The sequence below is a fragment of the Algibacter sp. Ld11 genome, from assembly GCF_045066735.1.
Taxonomy (GTDB): Bacteria; Bacteroidota; Bacteroidia; order Flavobacteriales; family Flavobacteriaceae; genus Algibacter.
Genome location: NZ_JBISHH010000005.1, coordinates 12,844 through 31,817, shown reverse-complemented (window position 1 = coordinate 31,817; position 18,974 = coordinate 12,844). Strand labels below are relative to the sequence as shown.

At 33.2% G+C, this 18,974-nt stretch carries 21 protein-coding genes; 11 read left to right on the top strand and 10 right to left on the bottom strand.

Going from position 1 to position 18,974, the window contains the following annotated elements; all coding sequences use genetic code 11:
• Window positions 1-253 precede the first annotated feature (253 nt).
• From ACJJV4_RS02230 to nhaC, 5 genes are all read right to left on the bottom strand, one after another.
• Entirely contained in the window at window positions 254-781 is a 528-nt protein-coding gene (locus ACJJV4_RS02230) for a hypothetical protein (RefSeq protein ID WP_405291685.1), read from the bottom strand.
• Window positions 782-1,178: 397 nt separating this feature from the next.
• Complete coding sequence (locus tag ACJJV4_RS02225; RefSeq protein ID WP_042503452.1) at window positions 1,179-1,436, bottom strand: DUF6952 family protein; 258 nt, start codon at window positions 1,434-1,436, stop codon at window positions 1,179-1,181.
• A 47-nt stretch (window positions 1,437-1,483) separates the two neighbouring features.
• Window positions 1,484-1,792: a thioredoxin family protein gene (locus tag ACJJV4_RS02220; protein WP_405291683.1), complete on the bottom strand. Its 309-nt coding sequence runs from the start codon at window positions 1,790-1,792 to the stop codon at window positions 1,484-1,486.
• A gap of 133 nt (window positions 1,793-1,925) precedes the next feature.
• Window positions 1,926-2,564 (bottom strand): peroxiredoxin, encoded by a 639-nt coding sequence (locus tag ACJJV4_RS02215; RefSeq protein WP_405291681.1) that lies wholly within the window; start codon window positions 2,562-2,564, stop codon window positions 1,926-1,928.
• Window positions 2,565-2,705: 141 nt separating this feature from the next.
• Window positions 2,706-4,172, bottom strand: coding sequence for a Na+/H+ antiporter NhaC (gene nhaC, locus ACJJV4_RS02210; RefSeq protein WP_405291679.1), 1,467 nt, complete (start codon window positions 4,170-4,172; stop codon window positions 2,706-2,708).
• A gap of 93 nt (window positions 4,173-4,265) precedes the next feature.
• Here nhaC and ACJJV4_RS02205 point away from each other — a divergent pair, with 93 nt between their 5' ends.
• Window positions 4,266-5,288, top strand: coding sequence for a metal-dependent hydrolase (locus ACJJV4_RS02205; RefSeq protein ID WP_405291677.1), 1,023 nt, complete (start codon window positions 4,266-4,268; stop codon window positions 5,286-5,288).
• Here ACJJV4_RS02205 and ACJJV4_RS02200 read toward each other — a convergent pair.
• Genes ACJJV4_RS02200 through smpB form a run of 3 tightly spaced genes read right to left on the bottom strand, consistent with a single transcriptional unit; the run spans window position 5,285 to window position 6,882 of the window.
• Entirely contained in the window at window positions 5,285-5,830 is a 546-nt protein-coding gene (locus ACJJV4_RS02200) for a pyridoxamine 5'-phosphate oxidase family protein (RefSeq protein ID WP_405291675.1), read from the bottom strand. The two genes, ACJJV4_RS02205 and ACJJV4_RS02200, sit on opposite strands and share 4 nt — an antisense overlap.
• Window positions 5,831-5,847: 17 nt before the next feature.
• Window positions 5,848-6,417 (bottom strand): hypothetical protein, encoded by a 570-nt coding sequence (locus tag ACJJV4_RS02195; protein WP_405291673.1) that lies wholly within the window; start codon window positions 6,415-6,417, stop codon window positions 5,848-5,850.
• 6 nt (window positions 6,418-6,423) lie between these two features.
• Complete coding sequence (smpB, locus tag ACJJV4_RS02190) at window positions 6,424-6,882, bottom strand: SsrA-binding protein SmpB (protein WP_405291671.1); 459 nt, start codon at window positions 6,880-6,882, stop codon at window positions 6,424-6,426.
• Window positions 6,883-7,158: 276 nt separating this feature from the next.
• On the opposite strand from smpB, the gene ACJJV4_RS02185 reads away from it, so the two are divergent.
• From ACJJV4_RS02185 to ACJJV4_RS02150, 8 genes are all read left to right on the top strand, one after another.
• Entirely contained in the window at window positions 7,159-8,739 is a 1,581-nt protein-coding gene (locus ACJJV4_RS02185; RefSeq protein WP_405291669.1) for a S41 family peptidase, read from the top strand.
• 93 nt (window positions 8,740-8,832) lie between these two features.
• Window positions 8,833-9,537 (top strand): toxin-antitoxin system YwqK family antitoxin, encoded by a 705-nt coding sequence (locus ACJJV4_RS02180; protein ID WP_405291667.1) that lies wholly within the window; start codon window positions 8,833-8,835, stop codon window positions 9,535-9,537.
• A gap of 213 nt (window positions 9,538-9,750) precedes the next feature.
• Window positions 9,751-10,938: a tRNA 2-thiouridine(34) synthase MnmA gene (gene mnmA / locus ACJJV4_RS02175; RefSeq protein ID WP_405291665.1), complete on the top strand. Its 1,188-nt coding sequence runs from the start codon at window positions 9,751-9,753 to the stop codon at window positions 10,936-10,938.
• 24 nt (window positions 10,939-10,962) lie between these two features.
• Window positions 10,963-12,618, top strand: a complete 1,656-nt coding sequence (locus ACJJV4_RS02170; RefSeq protein ID WP_405291663.1) for a S8 family serine peptidase — start codon at window positions 10,963-10,965, stop codon at window positions 12,616-12,618.
• Window positions 12,618-13,559, top strand: a complete 942-nt coding sequence (locus ACJJV4_RS02165) for an NAD(P)H-dependent flavin oxidoreductase (RefSeq protein WP_405291661.1) — start codon at window positions 12,618-12,620, stop codon at window positions 13,557-13,559. The genes ACJJV4_RS02170 and ACJJV4_RS02165 overlap by 1 nt, the downstream gene beginning before the upstream one ends.
• A 95-nt stretch (window positions 13,560-13,654) precedes the next feature.
• Entirely contained in the window at window positions 13,655-15,031 is a 1,377-nt protein-coding gene (locus ACJJV4_RS02160; RefSeq protein WP_405291659.1) for an MATE family efflux transporter, read from the top strand.
• Between the two features lie 14 nt (window positions 15,032-15,045).
• On the top strand, window positions 15,046-15,273 hold the full coding sequence (locus ACJJV4_RS02155) for a hypothetical protein (protein WP_405291657.1): 228 nt from the start codon (window positions 15,046-15,048) through the stop codon (window positions 15,271-15,273).
• 51 nt (window positions 15,274-15,324) lie between these two features.
• Window positions 15,325-15,960: a phosphatase PAP2 family protein gene (locus ACJJV4_RS02150; RefSeq protein WP_405291655.1), complete on the top strand. Its 636-nt coding sequence runs from the start codon at window positions 15,325-15,327 to the stop codon at window positions 15,958-15,960.
• Here the strand turns inward: ACJJV4_RS02150 and meaB are convergent.
• Both meaB and ACJJV4_RS02140 read right to left on the bottom strand, forming a co-directional pair.
• Window positions 15,931-17,016: a methylmalonyl Co-A mutase-associated GTPase MeaB gene (meaB, locus tag ACJJV4_RS02145; protein WP_405291653.1), complete on the bottom strand. Its 1,086-nt coding sequence runs from the start codon at window positions 17,014-17,016 to the stop codon at window positions 15,931-15,933. The genes ACJJV4_RS02150 and meaB overlap by 30 nt on opposite strands.
• An 80-nt stretch (window positions 17,017-17,096) precedes the next feature.
• Window positions 17,097-17,651 (bottom strand): DUF2911 domain-containing protein, encoded by a 555-nt coding sequence (locus tag ACJJV4_RS02140; protein ID WP_405291651.1) that lies wholly within the window; start codon window positions 17,649-17,651, stop codon window positions 17,097-17,099.
• A 202-nt stretch (window positions 17,652-17,853) separates the two neighbouring features.
• On the opposite strand from ACJJV4_RS02140, the gene ACJJV4_RS02135 reads away from it, so the two are divergent.
• Window positions 17,854-18,405 carry an RNA polymerase sigma factor gene (locus tag ACJJV4_RS02135; RefSeq protein WP_405291649.1) on the top strand — a complete coding sequence of 184 codons (552 nt, stop codon included), beginning with the start codon at window positions 17,854-17,856 and terminating at the stop codon, window positions 18,403-18,405.
• Complete coding sequence (locus ACJJV4_RS02130; protein ID WP_405291647.1) at window positions 18,389-18,973, top strand: hypothetical protein; 585 nt, start codon at window positions 18,389-18,391, stop codon at window positions 18,971-18,973. Before ACJJV4_RS02135 ends, ACJJV4_RS02130 begins: the two co-directional genes overlap by 17 nt.
• Window position 18,974: the final 1 nt, after the last annotated feature.

The window sequence follows — 18,974 nt, the reverse complement described above, 5'->3', positions numbered from 1 at the left end:
ACATCAACATTAGCAATGGTGCATTCTTTCTGGACTCCAAGGTCAACGTCGCCCTTAACTAAAACAGCATATTTTCTTCATTTGTGCTTAAAGCAGACAAAGTACTCTACAGATTTTAAAATTTTATCTGCGCTAAATCCATTGGGAATTAACAAAAATGAGAAGCTTAGTAGAGCTTAATGACCAAAAAAGTCTGTTACATATTATATTACTGATAAAAGTTAGATGCAATAAAATTGGGAAACCTTCTTTTTTATAGTCTTATTTTGATGTTTTTTCTTTCAAGGATTTGAAATAATAAACTTCTTTCCTTTTCGCTCAGCAGATGAAGAAGAGTGAGTTTTTCTGTTTTTGTTCCATCGCTGTTTATTCCTATAAGGTTATATCCGTTATCATCTAAAGTACCGGAACCTTTATATATTAGATTAATATCAGAATAGTTAATTTTCCATTTTCTCATGGAATTAGTAAGCAATCTAATTATTACAATTAGTCCGCTGTAGCCAGAATGCAACATAATTTCTAAGTTATCTTCATTTAACTGAACTATTTTTGCTCCTAAATAACCATGAAACTCTGTTTTTGCAAAACGTTTTTTTACTTTATCGGCAGTTGCGTTTACTTTGTTAAGTAAATCACTAGGTAAATTACGGAGTTTGATTTCATCTTTTAATATTTCAACTATTTCAGGCTTTAAAATTTTAACATCTTTTTTAGCGATTTTAATTATTCTATCATCACTGAAACTCTTATAATTTTTTTTGATTTTATCTAACTCCATAAGTATTTTCTATATAGATGTAAATTTGATTTTGACTATTTTATAATGTGATTGAGCACCGAATTTAGCAAATAAATTTTGAAAATAAAAAGGGTAAATATTTTGCTATTTGATTTTAATACCGCTTTATAACGCTGTTATGTATTGAGTAAATGTAGCGTGCGGTTTTTCTAGCTTCTTTAAGTCTATTTACCTAATAATAATAGTTTTAAAATAGAGAAGTGTCTTGTTTAAAGTAAGTTACGGTTTAATATAGTTTAGTAAGGTTTTCATGAGCTTGCTTTGAATAGGGTAGCGGACGCTTTAATTTCTAACATACGAAGACAAACATAGTATAAAGCAAAAAACCACTAAGCTTTCACAAAGTGGTTTTTAAATACTAATTTTTCTTTTTCAATTATTTATCGATAGATCCTAATACGCGTTGCATAAAACTGTTTACAGCTTCCTTTTTAGGGGTGCCTTCTTTTATCATTTTATTCACTTCTATGGCGCCGTACATATTAGAAATAAGCTCACCAATAACATCTAATTCTTCATCTTTTAAAGAAGATACTTCAGTTAAAGCTTCTAATGTTTCAATAGTCTCAACAACGTAATCTTCGTCGTTTTCTTCAATAAATTGAGTTAAATGTTTTATTACTGGTAATTTCATTTTAATAGGTTTTTATTCTGCTTTCACAAAAAGATCTTTAATAGGTGTTAAATAACTTCGCTAACTAATTCTTTTAAAACATCGAATTTGTTAGTTTGTACTTGTTTAACTAATTTCCCGCCTTTAAAAGTAGCAAAGGTTGGTAAATTATCTACCGTAGCTAGTTTTCTAGATTCTGGAAATTTTTCAGCATCAGCAATAACAAAAGATACACCTTCATTTTCTGTTGCTAATTTTTTGAATTTAGGTTTCATAATTCTACAGTTACCGCACCATGTTGCAGAATATTGTACAATTACAGTATCATTATTTGAAACGATTTCACCTAAGTTATCTTGGTCTAATTCACTAATCATAACTATATTTTTTTGAGTGTAATTTAAAATGTGTTTATGGTTATAAGTATAACCTAGTGTAATTTTAAATTGAATTTTTAAGGCCTGCCGCATTTAAAATAACATAGACAAACAAGCCTTAAATTTTTTGTTACTAGTTAGCTGCTAAATATGCTGCTGTTCCTTTTGCATTTGGAGCCATAGCTTCTTTACCTTCTTCCCAGTTTGCAGGACAAACTTCACCTTTTTCTTGTACGTGAGTTAAAGCATCTACTAAACGGATGTACTCTCCAACATTTCTACCTAAAGGCATGTTGTTAATACTTTCGTGTTGTACAACACCATCTTCGTCTATAATGTAAGTAGCTCTGTAAGTTACGTTATCACCTTCAACTTGCACAGTGCCAGTTTCTTCGTCAAACGTTTCATTAGTGATATCTAAAATCCCTAAAATACTAGATAAGTTTCTGTTACTATCTGCTAAAATTGGGTAAGTAACACCTTCGATACCACCGTTATCTTTAGATTGGCTTAACCATGCAAAGTGTACTTCTGGAGTATCACATGATGCACCAATTACTACTGTGTTACGTTTTTCGAATTCTGGTAACGCCGCTTGAAATGCGTGTAATTCTGTTGGACATACAAAAGTAAAATCTTTTGGGTACCAAAATAAAACTACTTTTTTCTTGTTGTTTACTGCTTCTTCTAGAACGTTTACTTTAAAAGTATCGCCCATATCGTTCATTGCGTCAACGTTTAAATCTGGAAATTTTTTTCCTACTAATGCCATGTGTTTATGTTTTTATTTGTTAATTGTTTTCTGAGTACAAATATAAAACACATTTAAGATTTTTATAAGAAAGCAAAATTTTAATTTCTTATTACATTATAGTTTTTGTCTATTAGAATTAAAATTATTAATAATTTAATTCTATTTTGACGCTAATTGCCTAATTTTAATATTTAAGGCAGCGAACAGCAGTGTGGTAAAAGGACTTAACCAGTTGAAAATAGCGTAGAAAAAATATTCTGAAATACCAACACCTAATACACCAGATTGATAAGCACCGCAGGTATTCCAAGGAATGAGTACAGAGGTTACTGTGCCAGAATCTTCTAAAGTTCTACTTAAATTTTCTGGAGCTAAACCACGATCTTCATAAGCTTTTTTAAACATTTTCCCTGGTATTACAATTGCCAAATATTGATCGGATGCAATAAGATTTAAACCTAAACAGCTAACAACGGTACTTGCAAACAAGCCAAAAACAGAGGTTGCTATTGAAAGTAGTGCGTTTGTAATTCTGGCCAAGGCACCAATGCCATCCATAATACCACCAAATATCATGGCACATATTATTAAATAGATGGTCCAAAGCATCCCTTTCATGCCACCAGCAGAGAAGAGGTCGTTAAGTTTTTCGTTATCGGTAACTATTTGAGTATCGGTTAAAATAGAAGTTATTAAGCTTGAAATTTTAGAATCACCTAAACCATTAAGTATATCTGTTTGAAAAATATATGCGAAAACAGCTGCCAATAAAACACCAGTTACTAAAGCTATAAGCGGTTTTGTTTTTAACAAAATTAAAGCAATAACGGTTACGGGAACTAAAAACAACAAAGGTGTAATATTAAAGGTACTGGCAATTGTTACCAATAAACTTGAAACATCAGCACTTCCCGTGGTTTCCACATTTAAACTTAAAATACTAAACGCAATAAGTGTTATCACTATGGTTGGTATAGTGGTAATAGTCATGTAACGAATATGTGTAAATAAATCGGTGCCAGCCATAGCAGGCGCAAGGTTTGTAGTATCACTTAATGGGGACATTTTATCTCCAAAATAAGCACCAGAAATAACAGCTCCAGCAATCATACCTGGGGCAATACCTAGCGCGGTACCTATACCAACAAGTGCAATACCGACGGTAGCAGAAGTTGTCCAAGAACTTCCTGTAGCGATAGAAATTAATGCTGCAATAACAACAGAAGCGGGTAAAAATATACTTGGACTAAGCACTTGTAAACCATAGTAGACCATGGCAGGAATTACACCACTAACGAGCCATGTACCAGCTAATGCTCCCACCAAAAACAATATCATAATGGGTATAAAAACACTTTTTAGGTTTGCCCAAACTTCAGTTAGCATTCTATCGAAAGAGACTTTGTTGTAAAAACCAACAATGGCGGCAATGGCACCTCCAATAAGTAAAATAAATTGATTAGAATATTCTCCAAACCATTCACCATCTTTAAAGGTGATGTTATAAAATAACAATCCCATTAAAAGAATTACCGGAATTAAAGCTTCCCAAATGTTTAATTCTGAGTTTTCAATAATGGTTTCATGGTCTGCTTTTATTTCAGAAATATTCTTGTCGTCTTGCATACTATCAATTTTGTACCGTAATGTTACGATTTTAGTTGAATGTATGCAAATAGAAATACTTCCTTACTTTTGCATTTCATTTTTTAAAATAATATGGATTCATTAACTCAAATCGTTTTAGGCGCTGCTTGTGGCGAAGCTATTTTAGGAAAGAAAATAGGTAATAAAGCGCTGTTATTTGGAGCAATAGGAGGTACAATTCCAGATTTAGACGTTATTGTAGGTGGTTTAATTCATCAAAATAAAATAGATGCTATGCTGTTCCATCGTGGGTTTATGCATTCTATTCTATTTTCTGTTTTGGGTGCTTTTCTTTTCGGTTGGCTCGTTTTTAAGTTATATAACACCGGAAAAAGAGGAGATACCACCACCAGAGGCGATTGGATTCGCCTATTTTTCTGGTCGCTTTTAACGCACCCCATATTAGATTGTTTTACAGCTTACGGCACACAATTATTTGCTCCGTTTAGTGATTATAGAGTGGCTTTTAATAATATTGCTGTGGTCGATCCGTTTTATACCATTCCATTTTTGGTTTGTATAATCACACTTATGTTTTTTAAACGTAGCTCCATTAAAAGAAAAACTTGGTTAAAATTAGGTTTAGGTGTGAGCTCGGTGTATATGCTTTTTACAGTTATAAATAAATTGTATATCGATTCGGTGTTAAGAAGTTCTTTGGCTGCCAAGCAAATAGAATATTATCGTTATAGTTCTAATCCGGCATTGTTAAGTAACCTATTATGGTATGGCATTGTAGAAACAAAAACAGGTTATGTAATCGCTAATTATTCCCTTTTAGACACCAAAAGTAGTTTTATTAATTTTGTTGAATTGCCAAAGCAGCGTGACTTAAAACCAGAAGTTTATCGGGATATAAAAGATTTAGCCTGGTTTAGTAATGGATATTATAGCGTGTATAAAATGGAAGATAATAATTATCAATACAACGATTTACGCTACCCGTTATTAGATAAAAATAATCCAAATTCTTCTGTTTTTAAAATGAAAATTTTTAAGGATGGTGACAGGCTTAATATGATTCCTTTTGAAGCCGAATCTAGAGATTTTAATGCCGCAATAAGTAACCTTTGGGAACGTACTAAAGGTATTTAATCTTTCAAAATTTTGGTTTCAAAACCATCAATACTGGTTGTGTTTTTTTCTTTCCAGTAGTTTTCAATACGTGTTTTACCTTGTTTTTCAGACCAAGAATTTAGCATGCCACGCTCTTCTTTAAAATCCATAAAAGGAATAGAATAACCGCATGATGTTTGGAGCGAATCTACATTCATGACAATAATTTGTCTAGATCCCGTATTTTTTTCGAATAAACCAATATGTTTATGGAATTCAGCATCGCGTTCGTGATAAATTTTTGCACTACCATAAAGTCTTAAAATAAGTGGTTTGCCTTCAAACGCACAAAACATAATAGTCATTCTATTTTGTTGTAATAGGTGAGCGGCTGTTTCATTGCCACTGCCGGTTAAGTTTAACCAAACTATTTTATTTGGCGATAAAACGCGGAGCGAATCGTGTCCCTTTGGTGAAATATTTATACGTCCATCACTAGCCGCTGTACCAACAAAAAAGATATGCTGTTCTTTAATAAAATCTTTAATTTCTGGGCTTATGTGCGTATAAAAATAACTCATTTAAAAATCTTGTAATATTAATCCAAATACTCTGCAGGAATGGGGTTTAACCATGTTTCTTGAGTCCAATAGATATTCAAAATCCACCAGCGTTCACCATCATTCAATAATTGTATGCTGTTGATACCGCGCATTTCAGAATCTTCTTTATTTTCGTCTTCAGTATTATAGGTTTTATAACTACTAAATACGTGGGCCATTCGCCCAAATTCCTCTGTTTTTCGGCGCATTTCTTTTTTTACAAAACCATTAGAAGTAATCCATTTACTCGAGCTTTTCACATAATCTCCAGCACCCATAAATTTCACCTGAAATTCTCTTTCATTATTTCTTCCTGCTGTAATTAACTTCGCATCTGAGTGAAACAAAAGTTTAAAAAGTTTCCAATCACGTTCCTCATCTTTTTTTCCCGAAACTACATCGTAAAGCGTATTGATAATATTGTTTACTGTAGCAAAATTTTCCGTGTAATCAATTGGTTCTTCAGCCTTTTCTTTGTCATTTCCTTGTCCTTTTTTAGAACCTTTTTGCGCTTGGGCAGTTATAGAAATAGCAGTTAAAAAAAGTATAAAAACGTATTTTTTCATGGTTGTTTATTTGTAAATTTTCTTAATTCGGTCTAAATTTCGCTTATTATCACGATCTTTTATGGTTTCACGTTTATCATATAGTTTTTTACCTTTAGCTAAAGCAATAACCAATTTAGCGTAACCATTATCGTTAATAAATAAGCGCAACGGAATAATAGTTAAACCTGTATTTTGCACCTCTTTATACAACTTTTTCAATTCCTTTCGGTTCAGCAGCAATTTTCGTTCCGCTTTTGGTCTATGGTTGTAATAGTTACCATAAATATATTCTTCAACCGTCATATTTATTACAAAAAGTTCACCAGCTTCGTTAAACTCGCAAAAACTTTCCGCAATAGATGCGCGACTACTTCTAATCGATTTAATTTCAGTACCCGTAAGTACAATTCCCGCGGTGTACTTATCTAAAATCTCGTATAGAAAGCGCGCCTTTTTATTCTGTATGTTTACTTTGTTTTGCATGACCAACAAAATTACAAAAATTATTATGGCATTCCCTTTTTTAATGCTAGAAGATTTCTAAAATAAAATCTTCTAGCATTAAAAAACGTCGGGCTATACGTTACAAGTCCTCGCGCTGCCAATTACCATTTGCAGCACTGTGGGCTTTTCACTGCTATCCCTAATGCGAGCGCCAAGGTTCGGTTTACTTATAGTAAGAGTGACCTTTGTTTTAAATTTCTATATCTGTCAAAAAAATAAATTACTTTTACAACACCAAAACACATTAGAGCATCAATGCGTAAACTCATTTTATTTTTACTCTTAATTAGTTGTTGTGCATCTTGCGTAAGTGTAAAAAGGCACAATGCACAAATAGAGACATTGCACACGCCAAAGCACTTGCATCAGGATATAGATAAGGTTTACAACCAATTAAAAAAGCACCATCCAAAACTTTATCAATATACATCTAAATCTCAATTAGATTTTAAATTCGATAGCTTAAAGAAGGCTATAAATACACCTATAAATTCTCGTGAATTTTATAAAAAACTAGCACCAGTAATTGCAGAAATTAAACAAGGCCATGTGTCTTTAGGCTCTGCATATAGAGAATTTACAAAAAAAGAACGTAAGGCATTAAAAAAGAAAAAATTTGAATTTTACGATCTCGATTTTGAATATTTAAACCATAAACTTTGGGTTGTAAAAACGCGAGGTAAAGATTCTGCATTGGTAGGGGCAGAGGTTTTAAAAATTGATAATGAAAACGTAACGGACTTGGTAGAATCTTTTAAAACCCGTTTTGCTTCTGATGGTTATAATCAAACATTACATAACAGATTGGTTGGACGCAATTTTTCAACTTTTTACTATAAAGACAAGGGGTTTATTGATAGTTTGAATATTCAGTTTAAGTTGAAGGATTCTATTTTTTCAAAAACATTAAAACGTATTTTGAAAAAAGAAGAAACCAAAGAAACTGACTCTTTAAAGGTAAAACCAAAACCAATAAAATTAACAAGTGCGGAACGGAAGCAAAACAGAATAGCAGCCAAAAAGAAACGTACAAAAGATAAAAAATACGGTTTTATAGCAAAACAAAAAGAATATACACGGAACTTTAATTTTATTGGTAAAGATAGCACGACGGCGTACATGAAAATTAGAGGGTTTAAAAATGGAACTTATCGCAAATTTTATAAAGAGAGTTTTGCAAAACTAGATTCTGCAAAAACAAAAAACTTAATTTTAGATTTGCGTGATAATGGAGGTGGTCGCATAGAAGAAATTAATTTTTTATATGGGTATTTAACCAAAACAAAATATACATTTATGCCTCCAAGTCAGGTTAATAGTCGGTTGTCTTTTTTTCCAGCTTTCATGAATAACACTACAAGTATTACTCAAAAAATATTTGTTGGTCTATTTTCCCCTTTTTTAGCCTTAGACAATCTATTAAAAACTAAAAAACAAGATGGAAACTTGTATTATAGATTCCCGTATTCTAAAGAAAAAGACCCCAAAAAATTAAATTATACAGGCCATTTATATGTATTAATTAACGGGAATTCCTTTTCAGCATCTTCATTAATTTCAACGCATTTAAAAGCGACTAAAAGAGCTGTTTTTGTTGGTGAAGAAACTGGTGGAGCTTATAATGGTTGTGTTGCTGGTTTGTATAAAATTTATAGATTACCAGAATCTAAATTAAATATTAGAATGGGTTTAATGCAAATAGAAGCACCGTTTAAACAAAATCCTGATGGTTATGGTATAATACCCGATGTTGAAATAACACCAACAATTCCCGATAGGCTTTCAGGGAAAGACCCCGAATTGGAGTGGGTGCTTTCAAATATTTATAAAAACTAAAAATTTTTGGCAGTGTATTTGCTTAAAACAATTTGAAAGCGATAATTTCGTTTTCTAAAAATGTTACACTCTATATACATTAAGATATTCTATATGAAATTTATAAAATTATCAACTTTACTATTTTTTGCTTCAACTTTTGTTTTGTCTGCGCAAAGCATTAATCAATTAGATAGTGCCGGAAAGCGAGATGGAGTTTGGAAGAAAAATTTTGAAAGCACTGATATTATTAGGTATCAAGGTGAGTTTTTACATGGAAAAGAAATAGGAGAATTTAAATTCTATAAAAATGTTAGAGGGAAAGCGGTGCTTTCTGCTACAAAACTGTTTAATAAAGATAACAATATTGCAAAAGTGGTGTTTTTAGCTTCAAACGGAAAGGTTATTAGCGAGGGAGAAATGGATGGAAAAACCTATATTGGGACTTGGAAGTATTATCAAAAAAGTAACAATAACCTTTTAATTCTTGAAAACTTCGATAACTCAGGGCAATTAGTTGGAGAGCGGTTAGTTTTTTATAAGAATGGAGAAATTGCGCAAAGAGAGCATTACAATGCAGGAAAACTTCATGGCGAATCGTTTTGGTATTCTGAAAATAAAGTAGTTTTAAAGTCTTATGTTTATGAAAACGGGGAGCTTCATGGGCCAGCCAAAATATATAATGGTAAAGGTGAGCTACTTATTGAAGGCCAGTATAAACGTGATAAAAAACATGGCGTTTGGAAATATTATGACAATGGTAAATTAACCGAGGAAAAAGATTTTACTTACGTACCAAAATACGTTAAAAAATCTTAATTGATAGCTGTTTACTGGGTAAACAATTCTTATGTGTTTTTCTTATCTATAGCATAGTTATTTACTATCGAAATCCAATTTAAAAACAATCTATTATACCTACCTTTGTAAACTAATTTTTTTAGAGAACAAACATTAATTTAAGAAAACCATTTACCTGTTTTTATTTGTTAAAACCCAGGTAATTGGAACGTATATTTTATAATAATAAACATGAAACGAGTTGTAATTGGACTTTCGGGAGGTGTAGATTCTAGTGTTGCGGCCTATTTATTACAGGAGCAAGGTTACGAAGTTATTGGGTTATTCATGAAAAACTGGCACGACGATTCGGTTACTATATCCAATGAATGTCCGTGGCTAGATGATAGTAATGATGCTATGTTGGTTGCCGAAAAACTTGGAATTCCTTTCCAAACTGTAGATTTAAGTGAAGAATATAAGGAGCGTATTGTGGATTACATGTTCAATGAATATGAAAAGGGGCGCACTCCAAACCCAGATGTTCTTTGTAATCGAGAGATAAAGTTTGATGTATTTATGAAAATCGCTCTAGATTTAGGAGCCGATTATGTTGCTACAGGTCATTATTGCAGAAAAGGAACACTTGAAAAAGATGGTGAGGATATTTATCAACTTTTAGCTGGTGTTGATGGTAATAAGGATCAATCGTATTTTTTATGTCAATTATCACAAGAGCAGTTAGCAAAGTCTTTGTTTCCTATAGGGGAATTAACCAAGCCTGAAGTTCGTGAAATCGCAATGAGTCTAGATTTAGTAACTGCTGATAAAAAAGATTCTCAAGGACTTTGTTTTATTGGTAAAGTGAAGTTACCCGATTTTCTTCAACAACAACTAAAACCTAAAGAAGGTGTTATTGTTGAGATTTCAAAAGATCTTGACGTGTATAAAAAAGCAGAAGTCAATTTTATTTCCAAAGAAGAAAAATTAGCTTATTTATCGCGAAAAATTGAGTATAAAGTCGATTTAGGAAAAATAGTTGGCAAGCACCAAGGTGCACATTATTTTACTAAAGGACAACGAAAAGGTTTAGGTGTTGGAGGAACTATAGAACCTTTATTTGTAATTGATACCGATGTAAGTGAAAATGTTATTTACACCGGCCAAGGAAAAGAACATCCTGGGTTGTACAAAAGAGCTCTGTTTGTAACGAATGAAGAGCTACACTGGATTCGAAAAGACTTGGCTATTTTAAACGGTGAAACCTTGGAAGTATTAGCACGAATACGCTATCGTCAAACTTTAGAGAAAGCCACTTTGCACAAAGTAGCCTCTGGTTTGTATGTAGAATTCGAGAATCCGCAATCGGCAATTACCGAAGGTCAATTTGTTGCTTGGTATTTTGAAGAAGAGTTGCTTGGTTCAGGAGTTATTTCGTAACTTAGTGCTACTAAAACGTTTATATTGAAAAAAATTATTATTTCCCTCAGTTTAATTGCTTTTTCATGCCATTTATTTTCTCAAGAAGATGCATGGGTGTATTTAGCAGATAAAGAAAATGGAGCAGCTTGTATTGCTCACCCACTTACAATACTTTCCCAAAAAGCTATTGATAGAAAAGCGAGGCATGGCATAGCTATTGATGAGCGTGATATTCCTGTAAACGAAAATTATATTTCTGCTATTAAAAATGCTGATGGTATTTCCGTTTTGGCAAAATCTAAATGGTTTAATGCGGTGCATGTACGAGGTGAAAAAACGGCGATTGAGAATCTTTTTATTAATCAAAATACATTAATACAACCTCAAAAGACCTTTATAAGTAAAATTATTTTTGCAGATAGATCGCATGGCGCTATTGAGAAAGTAGCAAATACAAAACGTAGAAATAAATTTGAAAATATTTTAACTGATTATAATTACGGAAATGCTAATCAAAGTAATCAAATAGAAATGATTAATGGAGATGTGCTACATCAAGAAGGGTTTACCGGAGAAGGTATAACGGTGGCTATTATGGATGGAGGTTTTCCTAATGTAAGCACAATGAGTTCGTTTAAAACGCTTAGGGATGCCGGAAAAATTATCGACGATTACGATTTTGTAAATCGTGACGATGATGTTTACAGTAACACCTCTACAAACCATGGTACTCTGGTTTTGAGTGCCATGGCGGGTTATATTGATACAGCAGCTAAAAATTATGTAGGTACTGCTCCAGATGCCTCATATTATTTGTTTATTACTGAAGATAATGATAATGAAAATCCAGTAGAAGAAAGTTATTGGGTGGAAGCAGCTGAACGTGCAGATAGTCTAGGTGTCGATATTATAAATACCTCACTTGGGTATGATGATTTTGATCCAGGTTTTAAATACGATTATGCAACATCAGATATGGATGGGCAAACGGCGTATATTACAAAAGGCGCAAATATTGCTTTTGAAAAAGGAATGCTTCTTGTTACATCTGCGGGCAATTCATACGGTAGAAGTGTGGGGGCTCCAGCAGATTCTCCAAATGTTTTATCTATTGGAGCTGTCGATTCTAGAGGTGACTATGCTATGTTTAGTTCTATTGGTACAAATTACCAACCCACTATAAAACCCGATGTTGTTGCGCAAGGTGCAAGCAGTTATTTAATTAATGAGTATGATAACATTGTTACTAGCAGTGGTACATCTTTCAGTGCGCCTATTTTGGCAGGTGGTATAGCATGTTTGTGGCAAGCTTATCCGGGGATGTCTAACTTAGAGATTATGAATTTGGTTAGAGAGTCGGCGTCTCAATACAATAATCCAGATTTTTACTTAGGTTATGGTATTCCAAACTTGGAAACGGCCCTAACGGAACTTTATGCTCTGGATGCTGCTGATACTAGTGAAAATAATCAAATGTCTTTATATCCTAACCCAATCAGAGAGCGTTTGTACATTAATCTTCCTACTGATGATTTTGCGACGCTATATCTGTACGACGTTTTAGGTAAAAAAATTAATACGTTTCAGGTTTCAAATGATAGTAATTCAATAAATACATCAGAATTAGCCAATGGGATTTATGTTGTAAGACTGGAAACCTCTGATAGAATTGATACTTTTAGACTTATTAAAGAGTAATGGCGAATAGAATTAGTGAACTTTTTAGAATTAAGTACCCAATAATTCAGGCGGGAATGATTTGGAATAGTGGTTGGCGTTTAGCTTCTGCTGCCAGTAATGCAGATATTTTAGGTTTAATAGGAGCGGGGTCGATGTATCCTGAGGTATTGCGCGAGCACATTCAAAAATGTAAAAAAGCAACCTCTAAGCCTTTTGGAGTAAACGTCCCGATGTTGTATCCAAATATTGAGGACATCATGAATATTATTGTTGAAGAAGGCGTTAAAATTGTTTTTACTTCTGCAGGAAACCCAAAAACTTGGACTTCCTGGTTGCAAGATAGAGGTGTTACAGTGATACATGTGGTAAGTTCGGTAAAGTTTGCTTTAAAAGCTCAAGAAGCTGGTGTAGATGCTATAGTCGCTGAAGGCTTTGAAGCTGGTGGACATAATGGAAGAGATGAAACGACAACTTTGGCATTAATTCCAATGGTAAAAGAAAAAATAAAAATACCACTTATCGCTGCTGGCGGAATTGCGACAGGTAGAGCCATGCTTGCCACCATGATTTTGGGAGCCGATGCCGTTCAAATCGGAAGTCGATTTGTGGCAAGTAAAGAGAGTTCTGCTCACGCAAATTTTAAACAAGTTGTTGTGGATGCTAAAGAAGGTGATACGCAATTAACGTTAAAGGAATTGGCGCCAGTTCGCTTAATTAAGAATACATTTTTTAATCAAGTTCAAGATTTGTACAAAACAGCTCCTAGTATCGATGTGTTAAAAGACTTATTAGGCCGCGGACGCGCTAAAAAAGGTATGTTTGAAGGTGATTTAGAAGAAGGGGAACTAGAAATAGGGCAAGTAGCAGGACTTATTAATGAGATAAAGCCTGTTGGTCAAATTGTTTCAGATATAATAAACGAATTTGAAGAAGCAAAGTTGAGTATTTCTAGCCTTTAAAACTTATAGTTTTCTGAAGAGATAAACTTAAAAATTTCCTTTTAAATTAAGAATACAAAATTGCTTTAAACAAAGCATAAGATTACTTTTGCCGAATGCAATTAACTGATTACACCAAAGAATTTAAATACAACTGGCAACTCGCTGCACCAGTAATGTTAGGCATGCTAGGCCATACATTTGTAAGTTTTATAGATAATATTATGGTTGGCCAATTAGGAACAGCCGAGCTTGCCGCAGTATCTTTAGGTAATAGTTTTATGTTTATTGCTATGTCTTTAGGTATAGGTTTCTCTACAGCAATAACACCTTTAATAGCAGAAGCGGATGCTGAAGAGAACTTTTTAAAAGGTAAATCGTCTTTTAAACACGGTTTATTTCTATGTACTGTTTTAGGATTGGCGTTATTTTTGGTTGTATTTTTTGCAAAGCCATTAATGTATTTAATGAAGCAACCTATAGAGGTTGTAGAGTTAGCTATTCCGTATTTAGATTTAGTTGCTTTTTCGCTTATTCCTTTAATTATTTTTCAAGCTTTTAAACAATTTAGTGATGGTTTATCTTTAACCAAGTACCCTATGTATGCCACCATTTTAAGTAATGTTGTAAACGTAGTTTTAAACTATTTATTAATTTTTGGAAAATTTGGTTTCCCAGAAATGGGTATTGTTGGTGCGGCTTATGGAACTTTAGCGTCCAGAATTGTAATGGTTTGGTATTTATGGTTTTTGCTAAAAAGAAAAGATAAATCTAAAGAATTTGTTACCAATATTAAGCTTTTTGTACTCGATAAATTAATGCTGAAAAAAATTATTAACTTGGGTACACCAAGCGCTATGCAAATGTTTTTTGAGGTGGCCATTTTCACGGCCGCTATTTGGCTTAGTGGGTTGTTGGGTAAAAATCCGCAAGCTGCGAACCAGATTGCATTAAACTTGGCTTCTATGACGTTTATGGTAGCCATGGGATTAAGTGTGGCTTGTATGGTACGTGTAGGCAATCAAAAAGGACTTAAGAAATACGTGGATTTAAGACGTATTGCATTTTCAATATTTTTATTAGGTGTAATCATCGCCTTTGGTTTTGCCTTAATGTTTTTTGCTTTTCATGATTATTTACCAAAACTGTATGTAGATTTAGATGATGTAAAAAACTTTGCCGATAATAATGAAGTTGTTACTATTGCATCAAAATTGATGGTTGCGGCAGCAATTTTTCAGATAAGTGATAGTATACAAGTGGTATTTTTGGGAGCTTTAAGAGGACTACAAGATGTAAAAATACCGATGATTCTCGTTTTTATTGCTTACTGGATTATAGGGTTTCCTATAAGCTGGATTTATGGTAAAGAAGATGCTTACGGTAGTTTTGGCATTTGGCTAGGTTTATTGGCAGGTTTAACAACGGCATCTATTTTATTGTTTTTAAGGTTCAATTATTTATCAAAAAGGTTAATTTTGTCCAATAAGTAACAATTCAATTTAAAATGACACTACCAAAATTTATATTAGGCGACAATACGGAATATCCGAATGCCATTTTTGTAATTCACACTGAATTTCCAAGGTTTATAATTAACTTAGAAGATGATGATGTAGAGTGGTTTGAAGATTTTGATGATGAAGATCAGGCGGAATTAGAAACTGAAACTGAAAATGCCATTAAAGAAGCTACTGCTTTTTATGATGCGGAAGTTGCTAAGTACGACGAATAATAGCGTTAGGGATTGAGGCTTTGTTGAAGCTCTTTTTGTGTGGTTGCACCTATGCAACACAAAAAAGCGACTGCCGAAAGCCCGACCCTTGTGGTAACGCCAAATACTATATTAATGATAGATAAGCTTTTATATTACGACACAGAATTATTTGTTTTCCTTAACAGTTTGGGTTCCGAAACTTGGGACGGCATGTGGTTAGCGATTACAGATAAACTCACGTTTATCCCTTTGTATGCCGTTTTACTATATTTACTTTATAAAAAGTTTGGCTTAAAATCTTTATTAGTTTTTGTGGTTGTAATAGCTTTAATGGTGACTTTTACGGACCAAATTACTAATGTGTTTAAGCGCGGATTTGAGCGTCCTAGACCTTGCGGTGCTGCAGATTTAGTAGATAGAGTTCGCTTTATTGCTGTACGTTGTGGTAAGTATGGTTTCTTTTCTGGGCATGCATCTAACACCATGGCAGCGGCTGTTTTTGCAGGTTTAACACTTAAACCATTTTATAAAAATTTAATTTTTATTATGGTATTTTGGAGTGGTGTGGTTGCCCTTAGCAGAATTTATGTGGGTGTGCATTATCCGTTAGATATTTTATGTGGCTTAACTTTTGGAGCACTATCCGGAGTTTTATTCTATAAAATTGCGCAACTTTTATTGAAGCGATTTATTAAGGCTGAGTAAATAATCGGCTGCAACAAATGGTGTGGTTTGGTTGGTTTCAATAAGTTTTAACTGCTTTTCGAGTTCTTCTTGTATTTCTTTTTTATTGAAGAAAGACCGTTTTAATTCGTTTTCAATGGTTTGAATAAGCCAGAATTTATTTTGTTCGATTCTATGAGCTTCAAAATAATTGTTAGAGGTTGTTGTCTTTTTATAATCTAGTATTAATTTCCAAATAGCTGTAATGCCTTCATTTTTTAAAGCACTGCACAGCATCACTTTTGGAGTCCATTGGGAAGTTTTGGCGGGATAGAGGTGAAGCGCACGGCTAAATTCAACTTTGGCCAGTTTAGCTTGTTTCAGGTTCTCACCATCAGCTTTATTAATAGCAATAGCATCTGCCATTTCAATAATGCCACGTTTTATTCCTTGAAGTTCATCGCCAGCACCAGCCAATTTAAGTAGTAAGAAAAAATCAATCATACTATGTACAGTGGTTTCACTTTGCCCAACACCAAGAGTTTCAATTAAAATCACATCAAACCCTGCCGCTTCACATAAAATAATACTTTCCCTAGTTTTTCTAGCAACACCACCTAAAGAGGTTCCTGAAGGAGAGGGGCGAATAAAAGCATTTTTATTTTTAGACAAGGCTTCCATTCTGGTCTTATCTCCTAAAATACTACCTTTAGTTATGGAGCTTGTTGGGTCTATAGCTAAAATAGCAATACGCTTTCCTTGTGATATTAAATAGTTTCCGAAGGCTTCAATAAAAGTACTTTTTCCAACGCCAGGAACACCTGTAATACCTATTCTGATGGATTTGTTGGCATATGGTAAACAAGCTTTTACTATAGTATTTGCTTTATTTAAGTGTTTTTGACTTTCACTTTCCACTAAAGTAATCGCTCTACTTAAAGCTGATATGTTTTGATTAAGGATAGAGGATACTAAAGTATTGGTATCAACTTTTGCGTTTCGTTTAGCTTTGAAAAGCTTAATAGCATTAGTATTTGAAATTTCTGGTGAAGAAATTCCGGTATGCTCAGAAAGTGCCGATTTGTTTTTTTTTGTCAAAATATTCCTTTTGGAACTTCAATTTACAAATTTATTCAATAAGATATTTTGATTTTTTTTTTGAACAATTTAAAGTAAAATTATTTTAAAGGCACAGAAACTTTAACCACATCCCAAGCCATGGTTAAAAATAAATCGTCGGTAGAATTATCAAAAGCGATAGTAAATTGTTCTACAGGTTTACTTAAATCATGTACAGGAACTTCTATACTCAAGGCATCATAATTAGGATCCCACATAGGTTTCATTTCAGAATCGACACCCCAAGAATATTGTTTTGTATTAAAAATCACGGTCCAAACTGAATCTTTTGGAACAGTCCATAACGTGTATTTTCCTGCAGGTAAAGGCATACCCATAACTTCTAGAGTTCTATTAGTTTCAAAAGTTGTTGCCTCGTTGGCTCCTGTACGCCATACTTTATTAAAAGGTACCAAGGCTCCAAAAATATCACGATTTTTCTTAGACGGTCGGTTGTAGAACACTTTAAGTTCTAAGTCGTTCAACTCGAACTTTACTGTGTCTTTAGGACTTAAACGTGGTGCGAATATATTTTCAACAAAAGTAGAATATAAAAATAAAGCTAAAGCGATTACAGATAATGATATTAATACGCGTTTTAAAAAGGTGTTCATTTATGGAGCAATTTATTGAGGCAATAAAGATACTTTAAAAAGTATTGATTACTAAAATTCCTAACGCACATTTGTAGCAATTTGGTATATTTTAAGTAAAATTTAATAGTTTTTGCAACACTTTGTTTTTTTTGTCGTCTTTTAAACGAACCTAAGCCAATATAATGATAAATTGGCCTAACCAACCAAAAGCAAAATTAGTATGTTTCAAGTTGACATTATTGAAAAATGTAAACAAAACAATCGGAAAGCGCAATTGCAGTTATACAACCAGTACTGCGACGGTATGTATATTGTTGCTAAACGATTTTTAAAAGATGCGAACGATGCTGAAGATGTGGTGCAGGAAGCTTTTATAAAAGCATTTACAAAACTGGATCAGTATAAAGCGGAAGTTACTTTTGGAGCTTGGTTAAAACGTATTGTTGTTAATAAAAGTATCGATTTCTTGAAATCTAAAAAGCAAGAACTTGTGGAACTAGAAGAGGTGCACCTGAAAGTGATTGATACTACAAAAGACGACAAATGGTTAGTTGACGATGCGGTAACGTTGCATGATGTAAAAGAAGCTATTAATAAATTATCGCAAAAATATCAATATGTGGTAATGTTATATTTAATTGAAGGATACGACCATCAGGAAATATCTGAAATTTTAAACATAACACAAGTAGCATCGAGAACGCAACTATCGCGGGGAAAATTAAAATTACAAGAACTATTAATACACAAAAATAATGGCACAAGATATTAGAGACTTATTTAAGAATGAAAAGGTTGTACATGATGAAATGCCAACCAAGCATGAAGCGCGCTTTCTTGAAAAATTAGATAAGGCTTTACCTGAAGCTCCTAAAAAATCTGGTTTGGGGTGGTTGCAAATTGCAGCTAGTGCTGTTGTGTTTTTAGGTTTAAGTTTTGGTGCTTATTGCTTTTTTGACGGAGACATTGAAACCACCGAGACTATTGAGACTGTTGCAACTACAAAGATAACGGAAACAAAAACTTTAGGTGATGTATCTCCAGGACTTAAAAAAGTGGAAGACTATTATTTAGCGAGTATTAATTTAGAATTATCTAAAATGAAATACACGCCAGAAACCAAAGAATTATTCGATGGGTATTTGGCGCAGTTAGACGAATTGGATAAAGAATACAAGCGATTATCGTTAGACCTTACAGAGTCTGGACCATCGGAATTAACAGTGAATGCATTAATTGATAATTTAAAATTCAGATTAAATTTAATGTATCGATTACGCACACAATTAAAAGAAATGAAATCATCTGATACTTTATCAGAAAAAGAACAATCAATCTAAA